The organism is Pseudomonas sp. JUb52 (genome assembly GCF_004341115.1).
Taxonomy (GTDB): domain Bacteria; phylum Pseudomonadota; class Gammaproteobacteria; order Pseudomonadales; family Pseudomonadaceae; genus Chryseomonas; species Chryseomonas oryzihabitans.
Genome location: NZ_SLYS01000005.1, coordinates 313,233 through 334,034, shown reverse-complemented (window position 1 = coordinate 334,034; position 20,802 = coordinate 313,233). Strand labels below are relative to the sequence as shown.

The window sequence follows — 20,802 nt, the reverse complement described above, 5'->3', positions numbered from 1 at the left end:
ATCGTCATGCATCCCACTCGACTCGCTGCACTCATCGCCACCGCCCTGTTCGGCCCAGCCGCCTGGGCCACGGACGCCGCCACCGACCAGGTCGCCGATCTGCAACCCACGGTGATCTCGGCCACCCGCGCGGAAAGCACCATCGCCTCCATCCCCGGTTCGGTTCAGGTGATCGATGCCGCTCAGGTGCGCGAACAGACGGGTGCCGGCCGGCGCATCGCCGATATCCTGGGCGAGCTGGTGCCCGGCATGGCGCCGTCCAGCGGGGGCATGAGCAACTACGGCCAGACCCTACGAGGGCGCAACACCCTGGTGCTGATCGATGGGGTCTCGCAGAACGCCACCCGGGACAACTTCCGCCAGCTCAACAGCATCGCGCCAGAGAGTATCGAGCGCATCGAGGTGATCTCCGGCGCCAGCAGCATCTATGGCGCGGGCGCGTCCGGCGGCATCATCAACATCATCACCAAGCGCAACCAGGGCCAGGACCTGGCCTTCAGCAGCAAGCTCGGCCTGACCGCGGGCAAGAATTTCGAACGCAAGGGTTTCGCCTATGAAGGCTTCCAGAGCGCCACCGGCCGCCAGGGGCCCTTCGACTGGTACCTCTCGGGCGCCTATACCCAACGCAACGACCAGTTCGACGCCCACGGCCAGCGCATTCCCCAGGACACATCCCAGGGCAGCAACATGGACACCGACACCAGTGATCTGCAGGGACGCTTCGGTTACGCCCTGGACGAAGACCGCAAGCTGACCCTGGGCCTGCAGGATTACCGCGATCGGCAGGACACCGACTACACCAAGGATCCACGCAACAGCCGCCAGGCGGTGGCGGTCAAGGGCCTGCAGCTGGACGACCAGCCGGAAACCACCAACCAGGCCATCAACCTCAACTACAGCGACGCGGCGTTTTTCGGCCAGACGCTGAACGTCGAGAGCTACCGGCGCAAGTCCGATGCGCTGTTCTTTCCCGACATCTCCCGCGGCCGGGCGGGCTACTCGGCCACCGACAGTCGCCAGACCGTCTACGGCCTGCGCACCGCGGTCGATACCCCGCTGCCGCAGATCGGCGAAGCCATGGGCAACCTGGTCTGGGGCGTGGACTACAGCCACGAACGCGCCGAGCAGACCGGCGATCAGTACGCGGTCAACGGCCTGGACTACCGCAAGACCGGTGTGACCTACGATCTCGGTCCGGAACTGGCCACCGCGACCAAGGCCCTGTTCGCCCAGACCGCCTGGGATATTGGCGACTGGACCATCCGCGGCGGCGTCCGGCGCGAGTGGATCGACAGCGAGGTAGAAGACAGCATCGCCTTTGGCGATGTGGTCCGCACTGGCCGCGGCGGCACCCTCCAGGGCGGCACCCTGAAATACGACGCCACCCTCTACAACCTGGGCGCCGTCTACCATCTCTCGGCGCAGCAGGACCTGTTCGCCAATTTCAGCCAGGGCTTCTCGCTGCCGGACATCCAGCGCTTCCTGCGCGACGTCGGCAGCACCTACGACATCCAGAATCTCAATGCCCAGGCGATCAAGGTCGACAGCTACGAACTCGGCTGGCGCGGCAACTGGCGGCCAGTTCAGGCCCAGGTCACGCTCTACCAGAACACCTCGGACGTCACCCAGTTCTATGACGCCACCGACCGGGTCCTGCGCCTGATCGACCAGCGCGAGCGGGTGCGCGGCGTGGAGAGCAGCCTGACCTGGAAACTCGACGACAGCTGGTCGCTGGGCGGCACCTACGCCTGGTCCAAGGGCGAGACCCGGCAGAACGGCCAGTGGATCGACCTGCCGGCCACCCGCATCTCGCCGGCCAAGACCACGCTGTTCCTCGGCTACACCCAGCAGGCCTACAACCTGCGCCTGCAGGGCATGCGCCTGGCCGACTACGACGCCGCCGATCGCGATGGCAACGGCCGCAGCATCGACGGCTATACCCTTGTGGATCTGCTGGGTACCGTCGCATTGCCCAAGGGGCGCCTGGAAGGCGGCATCTACAACCTGACCAACCGCAGCTATCAGACCTTGCTGGCCCAGGCCAGCGGTCGGGCGCCCTACCCCGAAGGCCAGGGCCGCACCTTCAGCCTGGCCTATGCCCTCGACTGGTGATGGCGGTTCCGACGCTCAACCCACCGTCCAGAGTTCAGCGAGCCGGGTGGTGTAGCGCGGGCTGAGCAGGTCACGGCGCATCTGCCAGGCGGGATCGCGCGGGATCCGTGCGGGTCTCAGGGTCTCGCGACCAAACCGGCCGTTGATGGCGTCCAGGGTCGCCATCAGCCGGGCCGCGGCCGGATCCGGGGCGGCGGCGAAGAGATCCGCCGCCACCTCGCCTCGGCCGCAGAGCTCGAGCAGCAGCACCTCGGCCTTGGCGTAGCCGAAGCCGTCGCGAAAGATCTCGCGCAGGCCCGCCTGGGCATGGTCGTTGAGCACCCGGGTGTCGTCGCTGGGCACCGGCAGGTTGAGCAGGGCGGCATTGGCGTAGCGGCCTTCGTCGGCGCCGTGCATGCCGGTCTGGATGCTGACCCTGAGGGTGCGACAGAGCGAGCCCTGGGCGCGCAGCTTTTCCGCGGCGCGGGCGGTGTAGCTGGCCACCGCCTCGGCCAGAGCGCCGAACTGGTACTGGCGGCGGCCGAACATGCGACTGCTGCAGATGCTCTGCCGCGGCGCTTCCAATTCTTCCAGGCTCAGGCAGGCCAGGCCGCGCAATTCCCGCGCGGTCTTTTCCAGCACCACGCTGTAGCGCTGGCGCAGCGACCAGGCATCCTGCCCGGCCAATTCCCAGGCCGTGGTGACCCCCTCCCCGCGCAGCCGCGCGGCCAGGCGCCGGCCGACGCCCCAGACGTCTTCGATGGGCGAATGCTTGAGCACCCAGTCATGCACCGCCGGATCGCGCAGATCCAGCACCCCGCCGGTGCGCTCCGGCCAGCGCTTGGCGGCGGCGTTGGCCAGCTTGGCCAGGGTCTTGGTGCCGGCGATGCCGATGCTGACCGGGATGCCCGTCCACTTCTGCACCCGCGCCTGCAGGCGATGGCCGAGGGCATCCAGGGGTTCGGGCAGGCCGGCCAGATCGGCGAACACCTCGTCGATGCTGTACCGCTCCAGACGCGGCACCAGGGTCGCCAGGGTGCGCATCACCCGATCGCTGAGATCGCCGTAGAGGGCGTAGTTGGAACTGAAGGCCGTCACTTCGCCGCGCTGGGCCAGTTCGCGCACCTGGAACCAGGGCGCCGCCATGGCGATGCCCAGGCGCTTGGCCTCGGGCGAGCGGGCGATCACGCAGCCGTCGTTGTTGGACAGCACCACCACCGGGCGCCCGGCGAGATCGGGGCGGAAGACCCGCTCGCAACTGCAATAAAAGGCGTTGCAGTCGATCAGCGCCAGCACCGACTCAGCCATGGCCGAAGCGCCTCAGGCTGTGGGTGGCCACGCCCCAGACCTCGAAGTCGTCGCGCTCGCCGATGACCAGGGGGGCATAGGCGGGATTTTCCGCCAGCAGGACGAAATTGGCGCCGCGCCGGCCGAGGCGCTTGAGGGTGGGTTCGCGATCGCGCACCGCCACCACGATGTCGCCGACCCGTGCCGGCCGGGCGCGATCGACGATCACCAGGTCGCCGGCAAAGATGCCGGCGCCGGTCATGCTGTCGCCACTGACCTGGATGACATAGGTGTGGGGCGCGCGCAGGTCGACCAGCTCGTCCAGCGAGACCTGGCGCTCCAGATGATCCTGGGCCGGCGACGGAAAGCCGCACGGCAGGCGAAAATCATAGAGCGGCAGCCAGGTGTCGGACGATTCCAGGCAACCCAGGACGGTAACGGACATGACAAGGCGCTCCTGCGGATAACTGTCTATTTATACAGTTATTCGCAGCTGCCGTGTTGTAAAGTCCGACCTAATCTGCGCCGATGAGCGGCGCCATCAGGCGCTGAGGCGGAAGCGCGAGACGATGCCGCGCAGGTCCTGGGAGAGACCAGCGAGGCGTTCGGCGGTACCGGCATCGGACTCGATACCGGTCAGGACCTGCAGGGTGCTGGCGCGGATGCCGGTGGTGTTGCGGTTGATGTCTTCGGAGACCGCCGCCTGCTGTTCCGCGGCACTGGCGATCTGCACGTTGACGTCGACGATGCGCTCCACGGCGGCGCCGATGCTGGTCAGGCTGACGCTGGCCTGTTCGGCGGCCGCGACGCCGGTCAGGGCATGGCCGCGGCTGGCCTGCATCTGCCCGACGGCCTCGCCGGTGGCAGCTTGCAACTGCTCGATGATGCGGCGGATTTCCTCGGTGGAGGTCTGGGTGCGCGAGGCCAGGGTGCGGACCTCGTCGGCCACCACGGCGAAGCCGCGGCCCTGCTCGCCGGCCCGAGCGGCCTCGATGGCGGCGTTGAGCGCCAGCAGATTGGTCTGCTCGGCGATGGTGCGAATCACCGCGATGACACCCCCAATGGCCTGGCTATGGGTTTCCAAGGCCGCGACCTTGGTGGCGCTGAGGTCCACCTCGGCGGCCAGGGCTTCGATGGCCTGTTGCGTCTGCTGCATCACCCGGGTGCCTTCGCGGGTGGCCTGATCGGCCTGCTGGGCGGCGGCCACGGCGCCTTCGGTGTTGTTGGCGACGTCCGCCACGCTGGCGGTCATCTCGGTGATGGCGGTGGCGACCTGATCGGTCTCGCCCTGTTGCGTCTGCATGGTCGAACGGGCCTGGCCGATGGAGCCGGCCAGGGATCCCGAGGCCTCGGCCACCGCGTTGGAGGCCTGATCGACCTCGCGCAGCGAGCGACCGAAGGCCTCCAGCATCGCGTCCAGGCTACGGCCGATGTCGGCGATCTCGTCACGCCCGCGCAGGGCGGCGCGGCGACTCAGATCACCCTGGGCCGCGGCGGCAGTCACCCCGACCAGTTCGGCGATCCCCAGGCGCAGGGCCTGGTAGATGCCGGCGAAGGTGTAGGCCAGCAGCAGCAGGGCGCCCAGGATCATGCCCACGACCAGATTACGCAGCATGGTCGCATGCGCCAGACGCTCGGCCAGCAGCTGGGAGAGCTGGCCCTGCGCCTCGTCCTGCACCTTGTAGTAGCGGGCGACCACGGCATTGCCCTGGGTACCCAGGGCGCGACCGGAAACCGTACCCTCATTGGTCATGGCCGCCTGCATGCCCTGACGGAAGTTGGCATAGTCGTCCGCCGCCTGGGCCAGGGAGCCCTTGAGGCGCTGGGCCAGCTCCGGCGCCTGCCGCGCCAGGAGGCCGAGACCCTGCTCCAGTTCGTCGGCGCTCTGCCGTTCCTGTCTCACCACGCTGCGCGCCAGATTCAGACTGGCGGGATCGAAGCGGTTGGTGGCACTCAGACCGGTAGCCAGGCCGCGCAGCTGGCCGATGAGGTTGATTTCTCGCGGCAGACGCACGGAGGTGATGTCGATCAGAAAGAGGCTGGCGTAATCAGAGTCCAGCGCCAGGCCGGAGGTGGCCGAGACGTAATAGAAGAGATTGAGGGTCTGGGTCAGCTGCTCGTTCCAGGCCTCGAACACCTCCAGCGGGGTGCCCGTGGTCCCCTGCATCAGGCGCTCGGCGCCCCGCCGCAACTGGCTCAGGCGATCCCCGATTTCCAGCTGGGTGCCGAGTTCGCGATCCAGCCGGCCCAGATCGTCATAGGCCTTGAGCAGGTTGTCACGGTTGTTCTGCCAGTCCTGCTGGGCGGAGGCATCGCCATCCTGGAGTCGCTTGGTCAGGGCGCGCTGCAACATGCTCAGGCGGGCGACTGGGGTCAGTTGCGTCAGATAGCGCTGACCGTCTATTTCCTGGGCCAGGCCGACCCGCTGTTCCTGGATATCCTGATAGAGGTAGACACTGAGAAACACCAGGGGCACCAGGACGATGGCCGCCAGGCAGGCGAATTTGGCGGAGAATCTCAGGCGATTCATTAGGGCTACAGCAGGGGTCAACAGATTCATGGTGAGCTCACGGGCGGCAGGAAGGAACACTCGGGCTGTACCGCCCAATTTGTGACCTAATAGACAGAGTATTTTGTAACAGTTCTATCGCTATCGGTCTGCCGTCTCGCTTATATGGCTCTTTGCCACCCGGCGGTCGAAAGGCGTCCCCCAACGGTCGCAGGATGGCTCTGGCATGCATGATGTAGTGATTCTCAATGCCCTTGTGCTGGATGGTCGCGACCGTCCGGGCCGGGTAATCGACGTGGCGATTGCCGGCGAGCGTATCCAGGCACTCGGTCAGTTGGCCGGGCAACCGGCACGGGAGGTCCGCGATGGCCGCGGCCTGGCCCTGGCTCCCGGCTTCATCGATGTCCACACCCATGACGACACCATGGTCATCCGCCGCCCCGAGCAGTTGCCCAAGCTCAGCCAGGGGGTCACCACGGTGGTGGTGGGCAACTGCGGCATCAGCGCCGCCCCGGTGCGGCTACGCGGCGAGCCGCCGGATCCCTTGAATCTGCTCGGCCCGGCGGCGGCCTTCGGTTATCCCACCTTTGCCGCCTACCGCGCGGCGGTGGAGCAGGCCCGCCCCGGGGTCAACGTCGCCGCCCTGGTCGGGCACACGGCGCTGCGCAGCAATCACCTGGACGATCTCCAGCGGGCTGCCACCCCTGCCGAGATCGCCGCCATGCGCGCCGAATTGCGCGACAGCCTGGCCGCTGGCGCCCTGGGGCTCTCCACCGGCCTGGCCTACGCCTCCGCCATGGCGGCGCCGACCGCGGAGGTGGCGGAGCTGGCCGCCGAGCTGGACGCCGTGGGCGGACTCTATGCGACCCACCTGCGCAGCGAATTCGCCGCGGTGCACGAGGCCCTGGACGAAGCCCTGGCCATCGGCCGCCAGACCCGGGCGCCGGTGGTGGTGTCCCACTTCAAGTGCGCCGGGGTGGACAACTGGGGCCGCGCGCCGGAGTTGCTCGGCGCCCTGGCGCGGGCCGCCCACAGCCAGCCGGTCGGCTGCGACTGCTATCCCTATGCCGCCAGCTCCTCCACCCTGGATCTCAAGCAGGTCACCGACCGCCACCGCATCACCATCACCTGGTCCACCCCGCATCCCGAGTGCGGCGGCCGCGACCTGGCCGACATCGCCGCCGACTGGGGCCTGGACCTGCAGGAAACCGCCCACCGCCTGCAACCGGCCGGTGCCGTCTACTACGGCATGAGCGAAGCCGACGTGCGCCTCATTCTCGCCCATCCGCTAAGCATGATCGGCTCCGATGGCCTGCCCGAGGACCCCTTCCCCCATCCACGCCTCTGGGGCGCCTTCCCACGGGTGCTCGGTCACTTCAGCCGCGACCTCGGCCTTTTTCCCTTGCACACCGCCGTGCACAAGATGACCGGCCTCTCCGCCGCCCGCTTCGGCTTGGCGGATCGCGGCCTGATCGAGCCCGGCGCCCAGGCCGATCTGGTGTTGTTCGACCCCGCCCGTATCCGCGACGTGGCCGACTTCAGCGAGCCGCAACGGCCTGCCGAAGGCATCGAAGCGGTCTGGGTGAATGGGCACCTGGCCTATGCACCCGGGCAGGCCATTGGCGAGCGTCATGGTCGCTTCCTGCCGCGCGCTGGGGATCTGCGGTCGACCTTCCCCCATTCCGGTTAAGCGCTACCGGGTAACGCCTCTAGCTGGTGCATCTCCGTTACCTTCCGCCACCTCCCGGTGCCCCCTGGCGCACCGGGAGCCCCTTCCGCTGCCTGTTCCTCACGCCAAGCCCTTGATTTGCAACGTCATGCCAAAAGCTGGCACAGTCGCTGCAACCTATTCCGTTGTTACGAACACACTTCCGCTATAACGGAACAGGAGACGCGCGATGACAGGCAAGACGAAGGGGTGGAAAACGCTGGCGTTGCTGATCGGCCTGGTCGCCATGACCGGCGCTCAGGCGGCCAAGCTGGATGACGTGCTCAAGCGCGGCCATCTGGTGGTGGGCACCGGCAGCACCAATGCGCCCTGGCACTTCCAGGGCGCCGACGGCAAGTTGCAGGGCTTCGATATCGATATCTCCAAGGTCATCGCCAAGGGCCTGTTCAACGATCCGGAAAAGGTCGAATTCGTGGTCCAGGGCTCGGATGCGCGCATCCCCAACCTGCTCACCGACAAGGTCGACATCAGCTGCCAGTTCATCACCGTGACCGCCAGCCGCGCCCAGCAGGTGGCCTTCACCCTGCCCTACTACCGCGAAGGCGTGGCCCTGCTCCTGCCGGCCAACAGCCGCTACCAGCAGATCGACGACCTCAAGGCGGCCAAGGGCGACCTGACCGTGGCCGTGCTGCAGAACGTCTATGCCGAGGAACTGGTGCACCAGGCGCTGCCCGGCGCCAAGGTCGACCAGTACGACAGCGTCGACCTGCTCTACCAGGCCCTGGGCACCGGCCGCGCCGACGCCGTGGCCACCGACCAGTCCTCGGTCAAGTACCTGATGACTCAGAATCCCGGCCGCTACCGCTCGCCCGACTACGCCTGGAGTCCCCAGACCTACGCCTGCGCGGTCAAGCGCGGCGACCAGGACTGGCTGAACTTCGTCAACACCGCCCTGCACGAGGCCATGACCGGTGTGGAATTCCCCACCTATCAGGCGTCCTTCAAGAAGTGGTTTGGCGTCGAGCTGCCCTCTCCGGCGATCGGCTTCCCCGTCGAGTTCAAGTGATCCTGGCCCCGGCGCGGTCCGTCCGCGCCCTCTAGGTGCTTTCTAGGTAACGGCAGAGCATGAACTACACCCTCAACTTCGCCCCCGTGTGGCAGAACCTGGACCACCTGCTGGCCGGGCTCGCCCTCGGCCTGCAGCTGGCGCTGGTGGGCATTGCCATCGGCTGCCTGATCGGCCTGGCCACCGCCTTCGCCCTGCTCTCGCCGGTGCGGGCGCTGCGCTGGCTGGCGGGGGGCTATGTCACCCTGGTGCGCAATACCCCGATCCTGGTGCTGATCCTGCTGCTGTACTTCGCCCTGCCCAGCGTCGGCATCCGCCTGGACAAGCTCAGCTCCTTTCTCATCACCCTGGCGCTCTATGCCGGGGCCTACCTGGCCGAGGTGTTTCGCGGCGGGCTCATGGCCATTCCCAAGGGCCAGCGCGAGGCGGGCCTGGCCATCGGCCTGCGCGAGTGGCAGATCAAGGCCTACGTCATCATTCCGGTGATGCTGCGCAACGTGCTGCCGTCGCTGTCCAACAGCTTCATCTCGCTGTTCAAGGACACCTCCCTGGCGGCGGCCATCGCCGTGCCGGAGCTGACCTACCAGGCGCGCAAGATCAACCTGGAAAGCTACCGGGTCATCGAGACCTGGCTGGTGACCAGCGCCCTCTACATCCTCACCTGCTACGTCATCGCCCTGCTGCTGCGCCAGCTGGAGCGACGCCTGAGCCTGACCCGCTAGGAGCCCGATCGTGTACGAAGCCCCCTCCTGGTTCCTGGAATTGTGGAACGCGCGCCAGACCCTGGCCGCCGGGTTCGCCACCACCCTGGCCTGCTCGGTACTGGCGGTGCTCGGCGGCACCCTGTTCGGGACCCTCGGCGGCCTGGCGCTGACCTATGGCCGCTGGCCGCTGCGCCTGCCGTTCCGCGTCTATGCCGATCTGATCCGCGGCACCCCGGTGTTCGTGCTGGTGCTGGCCTGCTACTACATGGCGCCGGCACTGGGCCTGCGGCCCACGCCCTTCCAGGCCGGCACCGCGGCGCTGCTGCTGTTCTGCGGTTCCCACGTGGCGGAGATCGTCCGCGGCGCGCTGCAGGCCATTCCCCGCGGGCAGCACGAGGCGGCCAAGGCCATCGGCCTGACCTTCGCCCAGAGTCTCAAGGAGGTGCTGCTGCCCCAGGCGCTGCGCCAGATCCTGCCGACCTGGGTCAATGCCTCCACCGAGATCGTCAAGGCCTCCACCCTGCTCTCGGTGATCGGCGTGGCCGAGTTGCTGCTGAGCAGCCAGCAGGTCATCGCCCGCACCTTCATGACCCTGCAGTTCTATCTGTTCGCCGGGCTGCTGTTCTTTCTCATCAACTTCGCCATCGAGCGGTTCGGCCGCTATCTGGAAAAACGGGTGACCCTGCCATGACCGACGCCAACGCCCCGCTGCTGAGCATCAACGGCCTGCACAAGAGTTTCGGCGCCACCGAGGTGCTCAAGGGCATCGACCTGTCTCTGGACCGCGGTGACGTGGTCACCCTGATCGGCTCCAGCGGCTCGGGCAAGACCACCCTGCTGCGCTGCGTCAACCTGCTGGAAGACTTCCAGGGCGGCAGCATCCAGCTGGCCGGCGAGGCCATCGGCTACCGCGAGGAAGGCGGTCGCCGCCAGCGCCTGCCGGAGCGCGAGATCGCCCGCCAGCGCTCGCTCACCGGCATGGCCTTCCAGCAATTCAATCTGTTTCCCCACCTCACCGCCCTGGAAAACGTCACCCTCGGCCTGCGCAAGGTCAAGAAGATGGGCAAGGACGAAGCCATCGCCCTGGGCGAACAGTGGCTGCGCCGGGTCGGCCTGATCGAAAGACGCGACCATCATCCCGGCCAACTCTCTGGCGGTCAGCAGCAGCGGGTGGCCATCGCCCGCGCCATCGCCATGAATCCCAGCCTGATGCTGTTCGACGAACCCACCTCGGCGCTGGACCCCGAGCTGGTCGGCGAGGTGCTGGCGGTGATCAAGGACCTGGCCCAGGACGGCATGACCATGCTGCTGGTGACCCACGAGATGAGATTCGCCTACGAGGTGTCCGATCGCATCGTCTTCATGAGCCAGGGCCGCATCGAGGAGCAGGGCCCGCCTCGCGAACTCTTCGAGCGCCCCCGTTCCACCCGTCTCGCCGAATTTCTCGGCCGGACCTCCTTCTGAATCCTTCCCCCGCTACAGGAGCATCCTTATGAGCATCACCCGATACGGCGCCGGCGAACGCGGCGCAGGCGGCCAACCCCTGCCCTTCGCCCGAGCGGTGGAAGCCGATGGCTGGCTGCACGTCTCCGGCCAGGTGGCCATGGAGAATGGCGAGATCATCGACGGCGGCATCGTCGCCCAGACCCACAAGACCATGCAGAATCTGATCGCCATCCTGCACGAAGCCGGCTACGGTCTGGAGCACGTGGTGCGTGCCGGCGTCTGGCTGGACGATCCGCGTGATTTCTGGAGCTTCAACAAGGTGTTCGCCGAGTACTTCGCCGGCCACGCCCCGGCGCGCGCCTGCGTGCAGTCCTCCATGATGGTGGACTGCAAGGTCGAGATCGACTGCATCGCCTACAAACCCAAGGCCTGAGACAAACCGCACAGATGACCGAACCTACCCGCCAACGAGCCCGTGGCCTGGACCGCGCCTTCGACATCCTCGATCACCTCAAGCGGGTAGGTCGGCCGCTGCGCCCCAACGAGATCGCCGCGGGCCTGGGCATTCCCAAGTCCACCGTCTACGACCTGGTCGGCCTGCTGCTGGAGCGGCACATGCTCGATGCCGTGGGCCGCGACGGTCAGGTCTACCTGGGCCGCGAGCTGTACTTTCTCGGCCAGGCGCACCTGCGCCACTTCGATCTGGCCCGCGAGGCCGGGCTGCTGCTGGACGACATCGTCGCCCAGACCCGCGAGACCGCCCAGCTGTGCCAGCTCAACGGCCGCAAGTACACCGTCTCGCTGATGAAGGAAGGCGCCCGCGCCTTTCGCATCTCGTCCAATGTCGGCGAGGACGCGCCCATTCCCTGGACCGCGTCCGGGCGACTGCTGCTCGGTCACCTGAGCGATGCCGAGATCCTCGCCCTGATCGATCCGGACGACTTCATCCTGCCCGACGGCAGCCGCCTGCCCCCGGCGACCTTTATCGCCGAGATCCGCAGCGCCTGCGCCGAAGGCTTTTTTTCCTTCGACAGCATCGCCGACACCTACACCCACTGCTTCGCCGCCCCGGTGCAGGACGCCAGCGGCCTGAGCATCGCCACCCTGTGCATAGTAGCGCCCCGCGCCGACGCCCAGGCCCACCATGCCGAGTACCGCCAGGTGCTGATCGACAGCGCCCGCCGCCTGTCCCAGCGCCTGGGCGGCCAGGAGAATCCATGACCATCCTCAAAGCTCCCGAGAAAGGTGCCGCCACCCCTGGCGCCAGCCTGCTCAGCGACGTGCCCCTGCCCGCCCTGGTCATCCACCAGGCTGCGCTCGACCACAACATCGCCTGGATGCAGGCCTTCGCCAGCGATCGCGGCGCCGAACTCGCACCCCATGGCAAGACCAGCATGGCGCCGGCGCTGTTTCAGCGCCAGCTGGCCGCGGGTGCCTGGGGCATGACCCTGGCCACCGCGGTGCAGACCCGCGCCGCCCAGGCTCAGGGCGTGCGTCGGGTGCTGATGGCCAACCAGCTGGTGGGGGCGCCGAACATGGCGCTGATCGCCGAGTTGCTCGCCGCCGATCCGGACTTCGACTTCCATTGCCTAGTGGATCATCCCGATCAGGTCTCCGCCCTGGGCGACTTCTTTGGCGCACGCGGCCTGGCCTTGCAGGTGATGATCGAATACGGCGTACCCGGCGGCCGTTGCGGTTGCCGCAGCGAAGCCGAGGTACGAGAACTGGCCCGGGCCATCGCCGGGCAACCGGCGCTGCGCCTGACCGGCATCGAAGGTTACGAGGGAGTGATCCACGGCGCCGAGGCGGCCACCGACATCCGCGCCTTCGCCGATTCCCTGGTGCGCCTGGCCGAAGAGTTGCGCGGCCAGGGCGCCTTCGCCCTCGACCGGCCCATCGTCACCGCCTCGGGTTCGGCCTGGTACGACCTGATCGCCGCCGCCTTCGACCAGCTGGCAGTGCGCGAGCGCTTTCTCGCCGTCATGCGCCCCGGCAGCTATGTGGTCCATGACCACGGGATCTATCGCGATGCCCAGCGTGGCGTCCTGGCCCGCACCGGTCTGAACGAAGGCCTGCAACCGGCGCTGGAGGTCTGGGCTCACGTGCAATCCCTGCCCGAACCCGGTTTCGCCATCCTCGCCCTGGGCAAGCGCGACATCGCCCACGACGCCGGCCTGCCGCTGCCGCTGCGCCGTTACCGGCCCGGCCAGACCGCTGCCGAGGCCGTCGACGTCAGCGGCTGCACGGTCACGGCGATCATGGACCAGCACGCCTTCATGGTCGTCGCCCCGGAGACCGCGCTGGCCATCGGCGACATCATCGCCCTGGGCACCTCCCACCCTTGCCTGACCTTCGACAAGTGGCGCCAGGGCTGCATCGTCGACGGAGGACTGGAGGTCGTGGAGACCTTCGCGACCTGCTTCTAGGACCTCAGGGGCGCAGCTCGCCTTCCTCCTCGCCATCCCAGTAACGGATGCGCTCGGCATGCACCTTGATGAGGATCATGCCGGGCGTGTCGGTGCCCTGGGGAAACCAGCGGTCCAGATTCTTGGTCCAGTGCGCCTCGAATTGCGCCTTGTCACGGATCAGCTCGGCGTGCCCTTCGATGCCGATGAAGATGCCGGGCTTGCCGAGCAGGCTCTTGCCCTCGCTGAAGCTCAGCCCCACCGCCGGATCCTGCTCGATGTCCCGGATCTTGGCCGAGTCCTCGTAGGCATAGAACCAGGAGTCCCCGTCGTATTCGACGTCGCCGTTGTTGCTCATCGGCCGGCTGGTCAGGCGGCCGGTACCGGTGGTCAGCATGCAGAAATCCAGATCGCGCATCGCTTTGGAAAGGTCGTGCAGGGTCTTGTCGGCCATGGGGGTCGCTCCGGTTGGGCGGGCAGGCAGTGCCCGTCTGCATTCAGACCGGGGGCGGCGGCCGCTTGGTTCCGGCGCAGCGGCGTCGCCCGGCCTTTTCGGACGGAGGGCGTTCGGCAGAAACGACCTGCGCTGACCCAGCTCGGTATCCACCAATCGCCTCGCGCCAGTGCCCCCTTTCCTTAAGCCGCACCTGCCATTCAAGTGTCACCGCAGTTAAATAAAACCAACAAGAGCGCTATAGAAAATTGTGACGGACCAAGTTTGACTGGGTTGCCGATACAGCAACTTTCAGAAAGCAACTCACCTTTTAATGAACGACCACCCTATTACTTAGTGGAGAGATTCTTCATGAGCAGTAAGGTCTCGCTATTGATGGTGTCCACGACACTCTGCCTGACGGCACCCGCGTTCGCCGCCGTGCTCAACCACGACCAGGTACAACAGATTCCCGCCGATGCCACCGCCGTCGAATACTATTATCAGCCGATGATTGCCGACGGTCCGGACTCCTGCAACAACTATCCGGCCGTGGATTCCGCGGGCAACGTCAGTGGCGGCCTGCATCCTTCGGGCGCCCCGGATGGTCATTGTCGCGGCACCAATGGCCAGGTTTATTCGCGCATGGCCGAATATTTCAAACATTGCGCGATCATGTATTCCTGGTATTTCCCCAAGGATCAGCCGCCGAACTATCTGGGCGCTGCCGGCGGTCATCGCCATGACTGGGAAGATATCGTCGTCTGGACCAACGAGTGCAAAGTCGGCTCTCCCATACTGAAGATAGACTATTCCACTCACGGCAAATACCAGGTGAACTTCAATCCGCCCGTCTGGCGAGGCCACAGCGGTTATCTTGCCGAGGGCGTACATCCCAAGGTCACCTACCATGCGACCTACAAGGGCTTCGCCGACCACTCTCCCGATGCCACCAACGACATGGGCCGCAGCCAGCCGCTGATCAGCTGGAGCCGGATGCCGGTCCCCGCCAAGAACACCCTGAACAGCTACGACTTCGGCGCGGCCAACGTGCCCTTCAAGGATGGCGGAGCCTTCTGGTCCAATCTGCGCAAAGCCTGGGAGAGCGACTAGCCCATGGCCAGGGCGCGGTGGGTGATACGCGCCCTCACTGACCTCGCGGCTTGGCGCGCGCCGTGGGTTCGGCGATCAGGGGATCGTCCGGCCAGTAGTGCTTGGGATAGCGTCCCTTGAGATCCTTCTTCACCTCGCCGTAGGTATTGGCCCAGAAGCTGGCCAGGTCCTGGGTGACCTGTACCGGTCGCCGCGCGGGCGAGAGCAGGTGCAGCTTGACCGCCAGCCGCCCTCCGGCGAGGCGCGGGGTGGCGGCCAGGCCGAACAGCTCCTGCAGCCGCACCGCCAGCACCGGCGGCTGCTCGCTGTAGTCCAGGCGGATCGTGGAACCCGAGGGCACGGCCAGACCGCGCGGGGCCAGCTCGTCGAGCTGACGGGGCAGCGGCCAGGGCAGCAGGCCCTGGAGCATGGCGGCCAGGTCCAGGGTGGCGAAGTGGGCCAGGCGGCTGACGCGATCCAGATAAGGCAGCAGCCAGACCTCCAGGCTGGCCAGCAGGGCGGCGTCGCTCACATCCGGCCAGTCGCTCGTCGGCTGCTGCTGCAGATCCAGTTGGCGCAGCAGCGCCACCCGCGCCTGCCACTGGCGCAGTTCCGGCGTCCAGGGCAGCAGCTCCAGCCCCTTGCGCCGCACCAGCCCGAGCAGCGCCCGGCTGCGGGCGGCGGCGTCCAGATTCTTCAAGGGTTCGCGGCTCAGCACCAGCTGGCCGATCCGCCGCTGGCGTTCGGCGCGCAGCACTCCCTCGCGCTCGTCCCAGTCCAGTTCGTCGTGGCCTGCCACCTGCTCGGCCAGTGGCCCCTCGAACAGCGCCGGATCCAGTTCCGCGGCCAGGTAGATACGCTCTTCGCGCTGTCCCTGGCGACTGTCCAGATCGGCCACCACCAGCCAGGGCGATTTCATCAGTCCATCCGGTTCGCCAAAGCTGGCGGCCCGGCCATTGGCCAGGCGATAGTCCTTGCCGCCGGCCTTGCGCTGCTGGGCGATGCGATCCGGATAGGCGCAGGCCAGCAGGGCACCGGTCCAGCGCGGGTGCTCGGGATCGGCCACCGGCTGCCCGGCCGGGCCACGCAGCAGGCCGCGATACTGGCGGACCAGCTGCCGAATCCGCGCCACGCCGCCGCGTGGACCGCGGCCGTCACCGCCCAGGAGCAGCAGGCGGGTGTGCAGATCGGCACCCTGCCCCGGGGCCAGGTCGCGCTCGCCCAAGAGCGCGGCGATCTCGCAGGCGCGCTCGGCCAGGCCCCAGGCCTGCCCCCGCAACAGCAGGTGCGCCAGCCGTGGATGGGCCGGCAGGCCACTCATGGCCTGGCCGTGAGGGGTGAGCACGCCCTGGTCGTCCAGGGCGCCCAGGCGCACCAGCAGATCGCGGGCCTGGGCCAGGGCGGCGGCGGGTGGCGGATCGAGCCAGGCCAGCTCCTCGGCGTTCATGCCCCAGCGCGCCAGTTGCAGCGCCAGCCCGGCCAGATCGGTCTGGAGGATCTCGGCGCTGTCATAGGCCGGCAACTGCTGATGCCCTTCCTCCGACCAGAGTCGATAGCAGACGCCCGGCTCCAGGCGGCCGGCGCGGCCCTGGCGCTGGGTCGCCGAGGCGCGGGAAATGCGCCGGGTGGTCAGGCGGGTCATGCCACTGCCGGGATCGAAGGCCGGTACTCGCGCCAGGCCCGCGTCCACCACCACTCGCACCCCTTCGATGGTCAGGCTGGTCTCGGCGATGTTGGTGGCCAGCACCACCTTGCGGCTACCTGGCGGCGCCGGCTCGATGGCCGCACGCTGGGCGGCCAGCTCCAGCTCGCCGTGCAGCGGACAGAGCAGCACACCGGCCGGCAACTGCTCGGCCAGTCGCTCGGCGGTGCGGCGGATCTCCGCCTGGCCGGGCAGGAACACCAGCAGGCTGCCGGCTTCCTCGTCCAGCGCCTGGAGCACCGTGGCGGCCACCCGTGCCTCCAGGCGCTCGTCCTGGCCGAGCGGTCGGCTCCAGCGGGTCGTCACCGGAAACATCCGTCCTTCGCTGCGCACCACCGGCGCGCCGCCGAGCAGCGCGGCGAGGCGTTCGCCTTCCAGGGTGGCCGACATCACCAGCAGCTTGAGCGGGGTATCGCGCAGCAGTTCGCGACCGCTCAGGGTCAGCGCCAGGGCCAGGTCGGCGTCCAGGCTGCGTTCGTGGAATTCGTCGAAGATCACCAGGCCGACGCCGTCCAGCGCCGGATCGTCCTGCAGGCGCCGGGTGAGGATGCCCTCGGTGACCACCTCGATACGGGTTCGCGGGCCCACCCGGCTCTCCAGGCGGATGCGATAGCCCACCGTCTCGCCGACGCCTTCGCCCAGCTCCGCGGCCAGGCGCTCGGCGGCCGCGCGCGCCGCCAGCCGGCGCGGCTCCAGCAGCAGGATGCGCTGGCCGGCCAGCCAGGGCTCCTGCAACAGCGCCAGGGGCACCCGGGTGGTCTTGCCCGCCCCGGGCGGCGCTTCCAGCACGCAGTCGTCACGGTGGGCGAGGGCCTGGCGCAGCTCGGGCAGGACAACATCGATGGGCAAGGGCGTCATTGGGCACGGCCGGTGGTCTCAACGGGGCGGGCAGTATAAAGCGTCTCGCCCGCCGTGATTCCGGCCGCTATAGTGGCGGCCTCATCCAACCGGAGGTTGTCTATGTCGATGCGTACCCGCGCGGTGTGTGGCGTCCTCGCCGCCGCCCTGTTCACCCAGCTGACCGCTTGCGGTTCGCTGTTCTATCCCGAGCGTCGCGGCCAGATCACCGGCAGTGGCCGGATCGATCCGGGCATCGTCGCCCTCGATGCCATCGGCCTGCTGTTCTACATCATTCCCGGCCTGATCGCCTTTGGCGTGGACTTCGCCACCGGCGCCATCTACCTGCCCGACAACAAGCGCGCCGAGGTCGATCCGAGCGAGCTGAACAAGGCGGTCAATTCGGACGGCAGCGTCGATCGCGCGCGCCTCAAGGCCATCATCCAGCAGGCCACCGGCCACAGCCTGCCGCTGGACGATCCGCGCCTGCTGCAGCGCAGCGGCAGCAACGAGCAGCTCGCCAGCCTGGGGCTCGCCCCGCGCGCCTGATGAGCGACCCGCACCGCACCGAGCGGCTCCTGCGTCGCGCCACCGCCGTCTCGGTGGCGGTGGCGACGACGCTGATCCTGGCCAAGGCCGTGGCCTGGTGGTTCAGCGGCTCGGTCAGCCTGCTCGCCGGCCTGACCGATTCGCTGCTCGACGGCCTGGCCTCGATGTTCAACCTGCTGGCGGTACACTACGCCCTCAAGCCGGCGGACGACGACCATCGCTATGGCCATGGCAAGGCCGAGTCCCTCGCCGGCATCGCCCAGGCGGTCTTCATCGGCGTCAGCGCCGTGCTCATCGCCTGGCAGGCGATCGGACGCCTGCAGCAACCCGAGCCCCTGGGCGCCCATGGCCTGGGCATCGCCGTCACCCTGTTTTCCCTGGCCCTGACCGCCATGCTGGTGGCCTACCAGCAGCACGTCATCCGCCTCACCGACTCCACGGTGGTCCGCGCCGACGCCCTGCACTACCGCTCCGATCTGCTGCTCAACGTCGGCATCCTGGTCGCCCTGGCGCTGACCGGCTTCGGCTGGTACTGGCTGGATCCGCTGTTCGGCCTGGCCATCGCCCTCTACATCCTCTGGAGCGCCTACGGCATCGCCCGCGACTCCTTTGGCGTACTGATGGACCAGGAACTGCCCGCCGACATCAGCGAGCACATGCTGCAGCTGGCCTGCCAGGTGCCGGGCGTGGAAGGTGCCCATGACCTGCGCACCCGCCTCTCCGGCAATCACTGGTTCGTGCAACTGCACCTGGAGCTGCCGGGCGAGATGAGCCTGTCCCGCGCCCATGTGCTGTGCGACGAGGTGGAAGCCGCCATCCGCGCCGAATATCCTCAGGCCGAAGTCTTGGTCCACGCCGATCCGCTGGACGCACCCGACGTTCCGCACCGACATCCGCTGCCGCCCGCCACCTGAGCGGAACCCGGCGCCGCTGCGCTCTCTCGAATCTGTTGAGCCTGATTTGAGAGCGCCCCCGACGGCGCCGGAGTCCACCATGAAAGCCATGCATCCGGTCGCGCGCTTCGCCGACCTGCGCGAAGACTGTGGCACCGCGGTCAAGATCGAAGACACCGAGATCCTGCTGCTGCGCGTCGGCGACGAGGCCCGCGCCTTCCAGGCCAAATGCCCCCACGCCGGCGCGCCCCTGGCCGACGGCGCGGTCTGCCAGGGTCGCCTGATCTGTCCCTGGCACAAGGCGAGCTTTGCCGTCGCGGATGGCGGCCTGTGCGAACCACCGGCGCTGGACGCCCTGCAGCGCTATCCGGTGGAGGTGCGCGATGGCGAGGTGCTGGTCGGCCGCGATCCCCTGCCCGCACAGGCGGCGGAACCTCGGCCCGACGACCGCCTGTTCGTCATCGTCGGCGCCGGCGCCGCGGGTACCGCCGCGGCCGCCGCCCTGCGCGAATTCGGCTATGGCGGACGCCTGCTGCTGATAGGTCGCGAACCGGGCGAGCCCTATGACCGGACGGCCCTGTCCAAATTCGTCCTCCAGGGCGACAAGGCCCCCGACGAAGCCCCGCCGCTGCGCGAGACCGAGTTCTTCCGCCAGCAGCGCATCGAACGCCTGCATGCCGAGGTGACCCGCCTGGATCCCCAGACCCGTCAGCTGGAACTGGCCAACGGCCAGACCCTGAGCTACGACGGCTGCGTGCTCGCCACCGGTGGCGAACCCAAGCCGCTAGACGTTCCCGGCGCCCAGCTCGAGGGCATCCACCTGCTGCGGACCCGCGCCGACGCCGCCGCGATCCTCGCCGATCTGCCCGCCAAGGGCCGCGCGGTGATCGTCGGTGCCAGCTTCATCGGCCTGGAAGCCGCCTCCGCCCTGCGCAAGCAGGGCCTGGCGGTGGACGTGGTCTCCCCCGCTTCCCTGCCCTTCGTCAAGCAGATGGGCGAGACCCTCGGGCAGCACTTCAAGACCCTGCACGAGGCCAATGGCGTGACCTTCCACGCCCCCAGCGAGGTAGTGGGCTTCACCGGCGACGCTCACGTCCGCCAGGTCAATCTCAAGGACGGCAGCCAGCTGCCCGCCGACCTGGTGCTGGTGGGTACCGGCATCACGCCGGCCACCACTTTCCTCACTGATCTGTCCCTGGCGAATGACGGCAGCGTTCCGGTGGACGCCGAGCTCCGGGCCACCGAGGGCCTCTACGCCGTCGGCGACCTGGCGACCTTTCCCTTTGCCGGTCAGCCGACCCGCATCGAACACTGGCGCCTGGCCCAGCAACACGGCCGCCTGGCGGCGCGCAATCTGTTGGGCCACGCCGAGCGCTATGCGGACGTGCCCTTCTTCTGGACCCTGCACCACGGCAAGCGTTACGAATACCTCGGCCATCCCCGCCACTGGGACGACATGCATCTGGATGGCAGCCTCGGTGACCAGACCTTTGTCGCCCTGCTGCTGGCCGAGGATCGGGTGGTGGGCGTGGTGGCCTGCCAGCGCGAGCGTGCCACCGCCATCCTGGCCCAGCGTATGCGCCAGCCGCTGGGACGCGCCGAGGCCCTGGACATCGTCCAGGCCAACTAAAGGAGCTGCCATGGCCCATCCCTATCGCGTCGGCCTGATCGCCGACACCCATGGCCTGCTTCGGCCCCAGGCCCTGGAGGTCCTCGCCGGCAGCGACTTCATCCTGCACGCCGGCGACATCGGCAAGCCCGAGATCCTCGACGCCCTGCGCGAGCTGGCGCCGCTGGCGGTGGTCCGGGGCAACAACGACGACGTGCCCTGGGCCGACGACATCCCCGAACGCGTCACCCTGACCCTGGGCGGCATCGACATCCATATGCTGCACATCCTGCCCGAGCTCGACCTGGCGGCCGCCGGTGCCCAGGTGCGGGTGGTGGTCAGCGGGCACTCGCACAAGCCGCTGATCGAAGAGCGCGATGGCGTACTCTACATAAACCCCGGCAGCGCTGGCCCACGGCGCTTTCGGCTGCCGATCAGCGTCGGCCGCCTGACCCTGGACGCCGGCCAGATCCAGGCCGAGATCCTGGAACTCACCCCCTGAAGGAATCC

At 68.0% G+C, this 20,802-nt stretch carries 19 protein-coding genes; 14 read left to right on the top strand and 5 right to left on the bottom strand.

What is annotated here, in order from left to right:
• Positions 1 to 6 precede the first annotated feature (6 nt).
• Complete coding sequence (locus tag EC839_RS11415; RefSeq protein WP_007161909.1) at positions 7 to 2,112, top strand: TonB-dependent receptor; 2,106 nt, start codon at positions 7 to 9, stop codon at positions 2,110 to 2,112.
• A 15-nt stretch (positions 2,113 to 2,127) separates the two neighbouring features.
• Here the strand turns inward: EC839_RS11415 and EC839_RS11410 are convergent, their stop codons facing one another.
• The 3 genes from EC839_RS11410 to EC839_RS11400 all read right to left on the bottom strand — a co-directional run bounded on the left by EC839_RS11410 (position 2,128) and on the right by EC839_RS11400 (position 5,938).
• On the bottom strand, positions 2,128 to 3,399 hold the full coding sequence (locus EC839_RS11410) for a Y-family DNA polymerase (RefSeq protein WP_007161908.1): 1,272 nt from the start codon (positions 3,397 to 3,399) through the stop codon (positions 2,128 to 2,130).
• The gene (locus EC839_RS11405; RefSeq protein WP_007161907.1) at positions 3,392 to 3,823 is read right to left on the bottom strand and encodes a LexA family transcriptional regulator; all 432 of its coding nucleotides are present in this window, start codon (positions 3,821 to 3,823) and stop codon (positions 3,392 to 3,394) included. Before EC839_RS11405 ends, EC839_RS11410 begins: the two co-directional genes overlap by 8 nt.
• Before the next feature lie 96 nt (positions 3,824 to 3,919).
• Positions 3,920 to 5,938, bottom strand: coding sequence for a methyl-accepting chemotaxis protein (locus EC839_RS11400; RefSeq protein ID WP_039976159.1), 2,019 nt, complete (start codon positions 5,936 to 5,938; stop codon positions 3,920 to 3,922).
• Between the two features lie 175 nt (positions 5,939 to 6,113).
• Between EC839_RS11400 and EC839_RS11395 the strand changes: the two genes are divergently transcribed.
• The 8 genes from EC839_RS11395 to EC839_RS11360 all read left to right on the top strand — a co-directional run bounded on the left by EC839_RS11395 (position 6,114) and on the right by EC839_RS11360 (position 13,198).
• Positions 6,114 to 7,577 (top strand): amidohydrolase family protein, encoded by a 1,464-nt coding sequence (locus EC839_RS11395; RefSeq protein ID WP_007161905.1) that lies wholly within the window; start codon positions 6,114 to 6,116, stop codon positions 7,575 to 7,577.
• Positions 7,578 to 7,842: 265 nt separating this feature from the next.
• A complete protein-coding gene (locus EC839_RS11390) occupies positions 7,843 to 8,622 on the top strand; it encodes a transporter substrate-binding domain-containing protein (RefSeq protein ID WP_223855486.1) in 780 nt (259 codons plus the stop codon).
• Between the two features lie 59 nt (positions 8,623 to 8,681).
• Positions 8,682 to 9,344: an amino acid ABC transporter permease gene (locus tag EC839_RS11385; RefSeq protein WP_027598510.1), complete on the top strand. Its 663-nt coding sequence runs from the start codon at positions 8,682 to 8,684 to the stop codon at positions 9,342 to 9,344.
• 10 nt (positions 9,345 to 9,354) lie between these two features.
• Complete coding sequence (locus EC839_RS11380; protein WP_007161902.1) at positions 9,355 to 10,017, top strand: amino acid ABC transporter permease; 663 nt, start codon at positions 9,355 to 9,357, stop codon at positions 10,015 to 10,017.
• Positions 10,014 to 10,790, top strand: a complete 777-nt coding sequence (locus tag EC839_RS11375; protein ID WP_007161901.1) for an amino acid ABC transporter ATP-binding protein — start codon at positions 10,014 to 10,016, stop codon at positions 10,788 to 10,790. Before EC839_RS11380 ends, EC839_RS11375 begins: the two co-directional genes overlap by 4 nt.
• A gap of 28 nt (positions 10,791 to 10,818) precedes the next feature.
• Positions 10,819 to 11,205, top strand: coding sequence for a RidA family protein (locus EC839_RS11370; RefSeq protein WP_007161900.1), 387 nt, complete (start codon positions 10,819 to 10,821; stop codon positions 11,203 to 11,205).
• 14 nt (positions 11,206 to 11,219) lie between these two features.
• Positions 11,220 to 11,993 (top strand): IclR family transcriptional regulator, encoded by a 774-nt coding sequence (locus tag EC839_RS11365; protein WP_007161899.1) that lies wholly within the window; start codon positions 11,220 to 11,222, stop codon positions 11,991 to 11,993.
• Positions 11,990 to 13,198, top strand: a complete 1,209-nt coding sequence (locus tag EC839_RS11360) for an amino acid deaminase (RefSeq protein WP_007161898.1) — start codon at positions 11,990 to 11,992, stop codon at positions 13,196 to 13,198. The genes EC839_RS11365 and EC839_RS11360 overlap by 4 nt, the downstream gene beginning before the upstream one ends.
• A gap of 4 nt (positions 13,199 to 13,202) precedes the next feature.
• On the opposite strand, the gene EC839_RS11355 is transcribed toward EC839_RS11360, so the two are convergent.
• Positions 13,203 to 13,631 carry a pyridoxamine 5'-phosphate oxidase family protein gene (locus EC839_RS11355; protein WP_007161897.1) on the bottom strand — a complete coding sequence of 143 codons (429 nt, stop codon included), beginning with the start codon at positions 13,629 to 13,631 and terminating at the stop codon, positions 13,203 to 13,205.
• Positions 13,632 to 13,982: 351 nt separating this feature from the next.
• On the opposite strand from EC839_RS11355, the gene EC839_RS11350 reads away from it, so the two are divergent.
• Entirely contained in the window at positions 13,983 to 14,723 is a 741-nt protein-coding gene (locus tag EC839_RS11350) for an NPP1 family protein (RefSeq protein WP_007161896.1), read from the top strand.
• 34 nt (positions 14,724 to 14,757) lie between these two features.
• On the opposite strand, the gene hrpB is transcribed toward EC839_RS11350, so the two are convergent.
• A complete protein-coding gene (gene hrpB, locus EC839_RS11345; RefSeq protein WP_007161895.1) occupies positions 14,758 to 17,262 on the bottom strand; it encodes an ATP-dependent helicase HrpB in 2,505 nt (834 codons plus the stop codon).
• A gap of 102 nt (positions 17,263 to 17,364) precedes the next feature.
• Here hrpB and EC839_RS11340 point away from each other — a divergent pair, with 102 nt between their 5' ends.
• The 4 genes from EC839_RS11340 to EC839_RS11325 all read left to right on the top strand — a co-directional run bounded on the left by EC839_RS11340 (position 17,365) and on the right by EC839_RS11325 (position 20,794).
• The gene (locus EC839_RS11340) at positions 17,365 to 17,790 is read left to right on the top strand and encodes a hypothetical protein (protein WP_007161894.1); all 426 of its coding nucleotides are present in this window, start codon (positions 17,365 to 17,367) and stop codon (positions 17,788 to 17,790) included.
• Positions 17,790 to 18,704, top strand: coding sequence for a cation diffusion facilitator family transporter (locus tag EC839_RS11335; RefSeq protein WP_007161893.1), 915 nt, complete (start codon positions 17,790 to 17,792; stop codon positions 18,702 to 18,704). Before EC839_RS11340 ends, EC839_RS11335 begins: the two co-directional genes overlap by 1 nt.
• Before the next feature lie 79 nt (positions 18,705 to 18,783).
• Positions 18,784 to 20,313 (top strand): apoptosis inducing factor family protein, encoded by a 1,530-nt coding sequence (locus EC839_RS11330; RefSeq protein WP_007161892.1) that lies wholly within the window; start codon positions 18,784 to 18,786, stop codon positions 20,311 to 20,313.
• 10 nt (positions 20,314 to 20,323) lie between these two features.
• Positions 20,324 to 20,794, top strand: a complete 471-nt coding sequence (locus EC839_RS11325) for a metallophosphoesterase family protein (RefSeq protein ID WP_007161891.1) — start codon at positions 20,324 to 20,326, stop codon at positions 20,792 to 20,794.
• The last annotated feature ends 8 nt before the right edge of the window (positions 20,795 to 20,802 follow it).

Excerpts from the sequence above, each read along its gene's own strand:
- EC839_RS11415 (WP_007161909.1), top strand. The coding sequence starts at position 7 with ATGCATCCCACTCGACTCGCTGCACTCATCGCCACCGCCCTGTTCGGC.
- EC839_RS11410 (WP_007161908.1), bottom strand. The coding sequence starts at position 3,399 with ATGGCTGAGTCGGTGCTGGCGCTGATCGACTGCAACGCCTTTTATTGC.
- EC839_RS11405 (WP_007161907.1), bottom strand. The coding sequence starts at position 3,823 with ATGTCCGTTACCGTCCTGGGTTGCCTGGAATCGTCCGACACCTGGCTG.
- EC839_RS11400 (WP_039976159.1), bottom strand. The coding sequence starts at position 5,938 with ATGAATCTGTTGACCCCTGCTGTAGCCCTAATGAATCGCCTGAGATTC.
- EC839_RS11395 (WP_007161905.1), top strand. The coding sequence starts at position 6,114 with ATGCATGATGTAGTGATTCTCAATGCCCTTGTGCTGGATGGTCGCGAC.
- EC839_RS11390 (WP_223855486.1), top strand. The coding sequence starts at position 7,843 with ATGACCGGCGCTCAGGCGGCCAAGCTGGATGACGTGCTCAAGCGCGGC.
- EC839_RS11385 (WP_027598510.1), top strand. The coding sequence starts at position 8,682 with ATGAACTACACCCTCAACTTCGCCCCCGTGTGGCAGAACCTGGACCAC.
- EC839_RS11375 (WP_007161901.1), top strand. The coding sequence starts at position 10,014 with ATGACCGACGCCAACGCCCCGCTGCTGAGCATCAACGGCCTGCACAAG.
- EC839_RS11370 (WP_007161900.1), top strand. The coding sequence starts at position 10,819 with ATGAGCATCACCCGATACGGCGCCGGCGAACGCGGCGCAGGCGGCCAA.
- EC839_RS11365 (WP_007161899.1), top strand. The coding sequence starts at position 11,220 with ATGACCGAACCTACCCGCCAACGAGCCCGTGGCCTGGACCGCGCCTTC.
- EC839_RS11360 (WP_007161898.1), top strand. The coding sequence starts at position 11,990 with ATGACCATCCTCAAAGCTCCCGAGAAAGGTGCCGCCACCCCTGGCGCC.
- EC839_RS11355 (WP_007161897.1), bottom strand. The coding sequence starts at position 13,631 with ATGGCCGACAAGACCCTGCACGACCTTTCCAAAGCGATGCGCGATCTG.
- EC839_RS11350 (WP_007161896.1), top strand. The coding sequence starts at position 13,983 with ATGAGCAGTAAGGTCTCGCTATTGATGGTGTCCACGACACTCTGCCTG.
- hrpB (WP_007161895.1), bottom strand. The coding sequence starts at position 17,262 with ATGACGCCCTTGCCCATCGATGTTGTCCTGCCCGAGCTGCGCCAGGCC.
- EC839_RS11340 (WP_007161894.1), top strand. The coding sequence starts at position 17,365 with ATGTCGATGCGTACCCGCGCGGTGTGTGGCGTCCTCGCCGCCGCCCTG.
- EC839_RS11335 (WP_007161893.1), top strand. The coding sequence starts at position 17,790 with ATGAGCGACCCGCACCGCACCGAGCGGCTCCTGCGTCGCGCCACCGCC.
- EC839_RS11330 (WP_007161892.1), top strand. The coding sequence starts at position 18,784 with ATGAAAGCCATGCATCCGGTCGCGCGCTTCGCCGACCTGCGCGAAGAC.
- EC839_RS11325 (WP_007161891.1), top strand. The coding sequence starts at position 20,324 with ATGGCCCATCCCTATCGCGTCGGCCTGATCGCCGACACCCATGGCCTG.